Here is a 7302-nt window from a genome sequence, read left to right as displayed (position 1 = left end):
GTCAGCGCCGAGGAGTCGCTCGGCCAGGTGCGCCTGCGCGCCGAGCGCACCGGAGCGCTGCACGACGAGCTGTATCTCGCCAGCGAGACCGACCTTGCCACGATTCTGGGGCACGTCGACGAGGTGAAGCCACAGCTGCTCATCGTCGACTCTGTGCAGACGGTGTCATCGTCGCTGTCCGACGGCATGGCCGGGCACCCCGGGCAGGTGCGCGAAGTGGCATCCACCCTCATCCGCCTGGCCAAAGAGCGCGACCTGCCGGTCATCATCGTGGGGCACGTCACCAAGGACGGGTCCATCGCCGGCCCCCGCATCCTCGAGCACCTCGTCGACGTCGTCTGCCACTTCGAAGGCGACCGGCAGACGTCGCTGCGCTTCGTGCGGGCGTTGAAGAACCGGTTCGGCGCCACCGACGAAGTGGGCTGCTTCGACATGACCGGGTCCGGAATCGCCGAGGTGGCAGACCCCAGCGCGCTGTTCCTCGGGCACGGCTCGCGTGAGGCCGGCACCTGTGTGACCGTGGCCCTCGAAGGCCGCCGCGCCCTGCCCGTCGAGGTGCAGGCGCTGACCATGAAGACCGGGGCCCCCAACCCACGGCGCATCGTCAGCGGCGTCGACGGCGCCCGGGTGGCGATGATCCTCGCGGTGCTCGAGAAGAAAGCCGGCATCACGGTGTCGGATCAGGACGTCTACGTCTCCACCGTGGGCGGTGTGCGGCTCACCGAGCCGGCGGCCGATCTCGCGATCGCACTCGCCGTGGCAAGCGCCGTGCGCGACCGGGCGCTGCCGGCCAAGGTCGCCGCGATCGGCGAACTCAGCCTCGCGGGCGAGATCCGCGCGGTGACCCAGTCCGACCAGCGCCACGGCGAGGCCGCGCGCCTGGGCTATCGCACCGTGCTCGACGCGCGCTGCCGCACCCTGCGAGATGCGTTGCGCGACCTGCCGCGCCTGCACCGGCCCGAACCCGGTGACGAACCCGACTTCTGATCCGGCTCAGTCAGCGGGGGCTGCGGCGTCCAACGCCGCGATGAGATCGGCGGGCGATGCCTGCAGCGGATGCGGCCCGGCGATGTCGAAGAACACCGTGGTGATCTCCTCCTCGTGGGCGCTGAGAAAGGCGCGTAGCCAGGCCGGCGACTGCAGCGCCACCCCGGGGGGCAGGGTCGCCGGCTTGTGGACGGCATCGCTGAACAGCAGCAACGCGACGTCGCCGGTGCGCGGGTCGCGATAGGTCCAGACCTCGCCCACATCGAGCGGGTTGTCGCGCTGGCCGGGCCGCATCAGCGGCACGACCGTCGGCCCGTGGCGCAGCGCGAACGCGATCGCGGCCATGTCCTGCGTCTGCAGTGCGTCCTGCAGCTGCGGGTTGCGAAACTCGGACGGCGAGCGCTTCGCCTTCTTCTTGCCGGCCATTCCCCCAGCCTACCGAGCAAGGGAAAGGGCCCTCTCGGGCCGCCCATTGGGGACTGGGTGACTCGAAAGGGCCCAACGCTCACCGCCGCCGTGATTCCCTCGGTGCGACTCTGGGGAGGGTTGCACTCAACTGCTGGGGACAGCGGGGACGACGTGCGGGAGCTGGGTCCAGAATAGTTCAGGTCCCCCGACGAGGGCTGTCCCCTCTTTGGGGGACATTGGTGAGAAAGCTCTCAGAAGAGACCCGCCGGTCAGTTCAGCTGGAATTGCCGGCTCTCCGACGACTCCACCCCGCCGATCGAGACCTTCAGGTGAAACGACGACCCGCCGCCCGGAGCGGTCTGGCGGTCGACGTCGCCGCACGTCGAGACCGACGAGCGGGTACGGTCCCAGGTGAGCGGGGTGACGCTGGTGACGGTCTGTCCGGCGTCGACGGTGACCGTCTGATCGCTGGGCTCCGTCTGGCAGTCGGTTGAGCGCCACCAGACATCGTCACCGCTGCTGATCGTGAAGGTCTGTGTCGTCGTCCCCACGTTCATCGTGCAGGGGACACCGCCGGTGTTGGTGAGCGAGATCGACAGCTGCGGGTTCTCGCCAGCGGCGTAGGACCCCTTGTCGGTGATGCCGCTGACCTCCACCATGCCGGCCGTGCAGGCGACGGCGGGCGCGGCGTCGCCCTCGGGCGCGTCGGCCCCCGGTTCGGCCTGCGACGCCGTGGGGCTGGGCAGCGGCGTGGCGATGGCGGTGCCGGCGACGGTGCCGGACGGCGACGGCGACGCCGACGGGGTCGGGGCGGAGCGCGGGTCGGTCTGACTCGCGCCGGCGTTCCACGGCTGCCACACCAGCAGCACGATCCCGACGATCACGACGATGACGACCAGCAGCACCGTCAGCCGACGACGGCGGTAGACGGCGGGCGAATGCCTGCGACGGACGGGTTCGGACATGGGTACAAGGCTACGTCGCGGGTGCCGCCACGGCCCGGGGGCGCGCCCGCTACAGCTGCTTGAGCATGCGCGTGTTGCCGAGGGTGTTCGGCTTGACGTGCGCCAGGTCGAGGAACTCCGCGATCCCCTCATCGGGGCTGCGCAGCAGCTGCCAGTAGACGTCGGGGTCGACGATGTGCTCGCCGATCGGCGCGAACCCGCGGGCGCGGAAGAAGTCCACCTCGAACGTGAGGCAGAACAGCCGCGAGAGGCCGAGCGCGCGCGCGTCGTCTTCGAGGCGGTCGACGATGGCACGCCCGACGCCGCGGTGCAGCCACTCGTCGACGACGATCAGGGTGCGCACCTCACCCAGGTCCTCCCACATGACGTGCAGAGCACCGCACCCCACGAGCTCACCGTCCGCCTCGGCGACCACGAACTGCTGCACCGATTCGAACAGCACGACGATGTCCTTGCCCAGCAGGATCCGCCGCTGCACATAGGGCTCCAGCATCGCCATGATGCCCCGCACGTCGGAGGTACGGGCGGCACGGACGGTGAAGCTGGTCACCGTCTCACCTTAATCGGCGGGGGCCGGAGGCGCCGTGGCCACCGCCGTGGGCGGTCCTCCGGTAAATTCGAACCACGCCCGCCGCCCGGCGCCGCTGCCCCCGAACCGGAGGAGGTCCGCAGGCGTGAGTGTTCTGCGCGATTACGCGGCAGCGGTGAGCGAGCCGACACTGCCGTTCTCTCTGCCCGGTGTGGTCAACCGTTATGACGAGGTGGTCTCGCCCGACGGCGGTCTGCGGCCGGGCTGGAAGGCCATGGCAGACCTGGCCCTTGCCCTCACCCCCGACGAGCTGCGCCGCGTCGACGGCGAAATCAGGCGCTTTCTCGCCGACGACGGCGTCACCTATGTGACGCCCGACGCAGGCGCGCAGCCCTGGCAGCTGGACCCCATGCCGCTCGTCATCGACGCCCCGACCTGGGCGCGACTCGAAGTGGGACTCGCCCAGCGCGCCGAGCTGCTCAACGCCGTGCTCAGCGACTTCTACGGACCGCAGACTCTCCTCGCCTCCGGCGTGGTCCCCTCGGCATGCGTCTTCGGACACTCCGGTTTCGCCCGGCCGGTGGCCAGGCCGGGAGCAGCGGGCACGCAGCCGCTCGTGCTGTCGGCCGCCGACCTCGGGCGCGACGCGGAGGGCGACTGGCACGTGCTCGCCGACCGCGTGCAGGCGCCGTCGGGACTCGGCTTCGCCATGCAGAACCGTCGGGTCATCGCGCAGGTGCTGCCCGACCTCTACCAGGGCAGCGACCTGCACCGCATGGAACCGTACTTCTCGGCCCTGCGCGCCGCGCTGCTCGACAGCGCCCCGGGCGTCGCCTCTCCACAAGTGGTGGTCCTCTCCCCCGGCCCGCACTCCGAGACGGCGTTCGACCAGGCCTTCCTCGCCAATGCGCTCGGCATGCCGCTCGTGCAGGGCAGCGACCTGGTGGTGCGCGACGGCTGGGTCTGGATGAAACCTGCCGGCTGGCCCCACGCCCGGCCGCGCGAGCGCGTGGACGTCATCGTGCGACGAGTGGATGCCGAGTGGTGCGATCCGCTCGAGCTGCGTGCCGACTCCCGGCTGGGAGTGGCCGGTCTGACCGAGGCGGTGCGGCGCGGCCGCGTGCGCCTGGTCAACGGGCTCGGCGCGGGCGTGCTCGAGAACCCCGGGCTCATGCCATTCCTGCCGGCTGCCTGCGAAGCGCTGCTGGGCGAGCAGCTGCGCCTGCCGTCGGTGCCGACCTGGTGGTGCGGTGACCCCGAAGGGCGCGAGCAGGTGCTCGACCGCCTCGCGTCCGACGACTCCACCCTGCTGGTGCGCACGATCGACGAGCCTCGCGCCCAGCTGGCCGACCTTCCGACAGCACAGCTGGCCGCGCTCATCACGGCCGCCCCGCATCGGTATGTCGGTCAAGACGTGCTGCCGCTGTCGCAGGCGCCGGTCTGGGCGGAGCGTTCGCGCGCCGCTGCCCGCCCCGTGGTGTTCCGAAGCTTCACGCTTCGTTACGGCTCGGCCTATCGCCCCCTGGTGGGCGGACTGGCCACCGTGCGCGCGGGCGAAGAGGCCAGCCCCACGACCAAGGACGTCTGGGTGCTCAAGGCCGCACAGGACGACCCCGACCAGGGACTCGTCGAGAGCGCGCCACCGGCGATCGGCCCCACCGTGCCGACCCTCGCGCCGCGCGCGCTGGCCGACATGTTCTGGGCTGGCCGCTACGCCGAGCGAGCCGAAGACATGCTTCGGCTGCTGTTGACCACGCACCACCAGCTGGAACAGCTCAGCCGCCGCCACAGCGCGCAGGCCGCCGAGAGCACCGGCGTGCTGCTGGCGGCGCTGCAGCGCCTCGCCGGCAGCCAGCAGCTGTCGGACCCCGACGCCGACCTTCGCTCGCTGCTGCTGGACGCCGGCCGCAGCGGCAGCGCCGCGCACGCGATCGCCCGGTTGCGCGAAGCCCTCGAAGGCGTCCGCGATCAGCTCTCGGGAGACACCTGGCGCGTGTTCTCGAATGTCGACCGGGCGACGCGCGCGCTTCGATCCGGCCCACACGCGCACCGTACCGCCGAATCCGCCGGCCGCATGCTCACCGCCGTGCTGTCGCTGCAGGGCGTGACGGCGAACATGATGCGCGACCCGGGCTGGCACATGATCGAGGCGGGCCGCCACCTCGAGCGCGGGCTGCAGCTGTGCCACCTGATGCTGGCCACCACCACCCGTCGCCGCGAGTACCGCGCCGACCGAGAAGTGCTGGAGGCAACCCTCACAGCGGCCGAGAGCATCGTCACCTACCGACGCCGTTACCGCGGATCGGTGCGCACCGCCGACGCGCTGGAGCTGCTGCTGTCAGACCGTGACAACCCGCGGTCGCTCGCGTTCTCGCTGGGTGCGATGCGCGCGCACCTCGCCGCCATGCCCGCCTCGACCGGCTCCACCCGACCGGAGCGCCTGCTGGAGCACATCGAGACGGCACTCGAGCATGTCGACGTCACCGCGCTCACGGCGACCGACGGCGAGCACCGTCCCGCCCTGACGGAGTTCCTCGTCAGCACCGTCGCCCAGCTCGAGCAGCTCGCCGATGCCGTCGCGCACGTGCAGTTCGAGAGCGGACCGCCCCCGCTGCCGCTGTCGGAGCTGGCGCTCATCGAGGAACGGACGGGCGCATGAGGTACCGCGTCTGGCACCGCACGACCTACACCTACAGCGACCGGGTCGAAGACAGTGTGGGGCTGTACCACCTGGTTCCCCGTGACCTGCCGTGGCAGCAGGTGCACGACCACGCCGTCACCGTGCAGCCGCAGCCCGGCGACATCGACCCCGACGTGGACTACTTCGGCAACGCCGCGACGTACTTCCACCTCACGCAGCCGCACGGCACGCTCGTGATCGAGGCAGCCGGCGACGTCGAGGTGCACGCGCCGACGTACGACGAGTCGGCGCTCGCACAGCCGTGGGAGCAGGCGCGTCCCCTCCACCACCCCGAGGTGCCCGGCGCCTGGCGCGCGGTGGAGTATGCCCTGGAGTCGCCCCGCGCGGCCCACGTGGCCGAGGCGACCGAGTACGCCGCGGCATCCCTCACCCCCGGTCGCCCGCTGGGCGAGGCCGCCACCGACCTCATGCGCCGCATCCACGCCGACTTCGCGTACGACAGCACGGCGACCACCGTCACCAGCACCGTCTCGGACGTGCTGCGGGCGCGGGCGGGCGTGTGCCAGGACTTCGCGCATCTGGCGCTGGCGTGCCTGCGTGGCCACGGCGTCGCCGCCCGCTACGTCAGCGGCTACCTCGCCACCCAGCCGCCGCCGGGTAAGCAGCGCGTCTTCGGTGCCGATGCCTCCCACGCGTGGCTCGCGGTCTGGGTGCCCGGCACCGATGAATGGCTGGCGATCGACCCCACGAACGACCAGTGGGCAGGCGACCGGTACGTCACGGTCGCGTGGGGGCGCGACTACGGCGATGTCTCGCCGGTGAAGGGCATCATCTTCACCGAGGCGAAGAACTCGACCCTGCGCGTGCAGGTCGACGTCGCTCCGATCGACGACTGACAGACAGACAGACAGCGAGAGCGGATGCCGTGTGGCATCCGCTCTCGCTGTTGTTCAGCCCGTAGGCCCGGGCATTACTCCGCGCCGGCGATGATGTCGGGCGTCGCGGTGATCTCACCGACGGTGCCCACGCCGACCGAGACCTTCTCGCCGCGCGGGGCGCTCTCGAAGGTGAAGCCGTTGGCGTCGGAACCGACCTTCACGTGGTCGCCCGCGTTGAGCTGCCCGTGCAGGATGCGCTCGCTGAGCTGGTCCTCGATCTCACGCTGCATGGCGCGGCGCAGCGGCCGGGCTCCGAGGGTCGGGTCGAACCCGATCTCGATGAGGCGGTCGGTCGCCTCGGGCGACAGCTCCACCGTCATGTCGCGGTCGAGCAGGCGCTCGGCCAGCCGCTTGGTGAACAGGCCGACGATCTGGCGAAGCTCGTCCTTGTTCAGCTGCGGGAAGACGATGATGTCGTCGAGGCGGTTGAGGAACTCGGGCTTGAAGTGGCGCTTGAGCTCCTCGTCGACCTTGCCCTTCATGCGGTCGTAGGAGGTCTGGGCGTTCCCCTCGACCTGGAAGCCCACAGGGCCGCCCGCGATCGCCGACGAACCGAGGTTCGTCGTCATGATGATCACGGTGTTCTTGAAGTCGATGACGCGGCCCTGACCGTCGGTCAGGCGTCCCTCCTCCAGAATCTGCAGCAGCGAGTTGAAGATGTCCGGGTGGGCCTTCTCGATCTCGTCGAAGAGCACGACCGAGAACGGCTTGCGCCGCACCTTCTCGGTGAGCTGGCCACCCTCTTCGAACCCGACGAACCCGGGAGGGGCTCCGAACAGGCGCGAGACGGTGTGCTTCTCGCCGAACTCGCTCATGTCGAGCGAGATCAGCGCG

The 7302-nt window shown here is 70.7% G+C and carries 7 protein-coding genes; 3 read left to right on the top strand and 4 right to left on the bottom strand.

Annotated features, from left to right (window positions below; translation table 11 throughout):
- Nucleotides 1-987: DNA repair protein RadA (locus NQ160_RS14940; RefSeq protein WP_257515990.1), on the top strand; the 987-nt coding region annotated here is incomplete at its 5' end.
- 6 nt (nt 988-993) lie between these two features.
- On the opposite strand, the gene NQ160_RS14935 is transcribed toward NQ160_RS14940, so the two are convergent.
- The 3 genes from NQ160_RS14935 to NQ160_RS14925 form a co-directional block, all read right to left on the bottom strand.
- Nucleotides 994-1413, bottom strand: a complete 420-nt coding sequence (locus NQ160_RS14935) for a dehydrogenase (protein ID WP_257515989.1) — start codon at nt 1411-1413, stop codon at nt 994-996.
- Nucleotides 1414-1664: 251 nt separating this feature from the next.
- A complete protein-coding gene (locus NQ160_RS14930) occupies nt 1665-2360 on the bottom strand; it encodes a hypothetical protein (RefSeq protein ID WP_257515988.1) in 696 nt (231 codons plus the stop codon).
- 49 nt (nt 2361-2409) lie between these two features.
- Nucleotides 2410-2910, bottom strand: a complete 501-nt coding sequence (locus tag NQ160_RS14925) for an amino-acid N-acetyltransferase (protein ID WP_257515987.1) — start codon at nt 2908-2910, stop codon at nt 2410-2412.
- 124 nt (nt 2911-3034) lie between these two features.
- Here NQ160_RS14925 and NQ160_RS14920 point away from each other — a divergent pair, with 124 nt between their 5' ends.
- Together NQ160_RS14920 and NQ160_RS14915 are read left to right on the top strand one after the other, a co-directional pair.
- Complete coding sequence (locus tag NQ160_RS14920; protein WP_257515986.1) at nt 3035-5548, top strand: circularly permuted type 2 ATP-grasp protein; 2514 nt, start codon at nt 3035-3037, stop codon at nt 5546-5548.
- Nucleotides 5545-6426, top strand: a complete 882-nt coding sequence (locus NQ160_RS14915; RefSeq protein ID WP_257515985.1) for a transglutaminase family protein — start codon at nt 5545-5547, stop codon at nt 6424-6426. Before NQ160_RS14920 ends, NQ160_RS14915 begins: the two co-directional genes overlap by 4 nt.
- 74 nt (nt 6427-6500) lie before the next feature.
- Here NQ160_RS14915 and NQ160_RS14910 read toward each other — a convergent pair.
- A partial coding sequence (locus NQ160_RS14910; RefSeq protein WP_257515984.1) for an AAA family ATPase occupies nt 6501-7302 on the bottom strand: 802 nt, incomplete at its 5' end.

The sequence above is a fragment of the Microbacterium sp. zg.Y909 genome (assembly GCF_024626565.1).
The sequence above is the reverse complement of the archived record's forward strand: the minus strand, read 5'-3'. Positions and strand labels throughout refer to the sequence as shown.

Bases quoted from the DNA above. Each gene is read 5' to 3' on its own strand.
- NQ160_RS14930 (WP_257515988.1), bottom strand. From the start codon at position 2,360: ATGTCCGAACCCGTCCGTCGCAGGCATTCGCCCGCCGTCTACCGCCGT.
- NQ160_RS14935 (WP_257515989.1), bottom strand. From the start codon at position 1,413: ATGGCCGGCAAGAAGAAGGCGAAGCGCTCGCCGTCCGAGTTTCGCAAC.
- NQ160_RS14915 (WP_257515985.1), top strand. From the start codon at position 5,545: ATGAGGTACCGCGTCTGGCACCGCACGACCTACACCTACAGCGACCGG.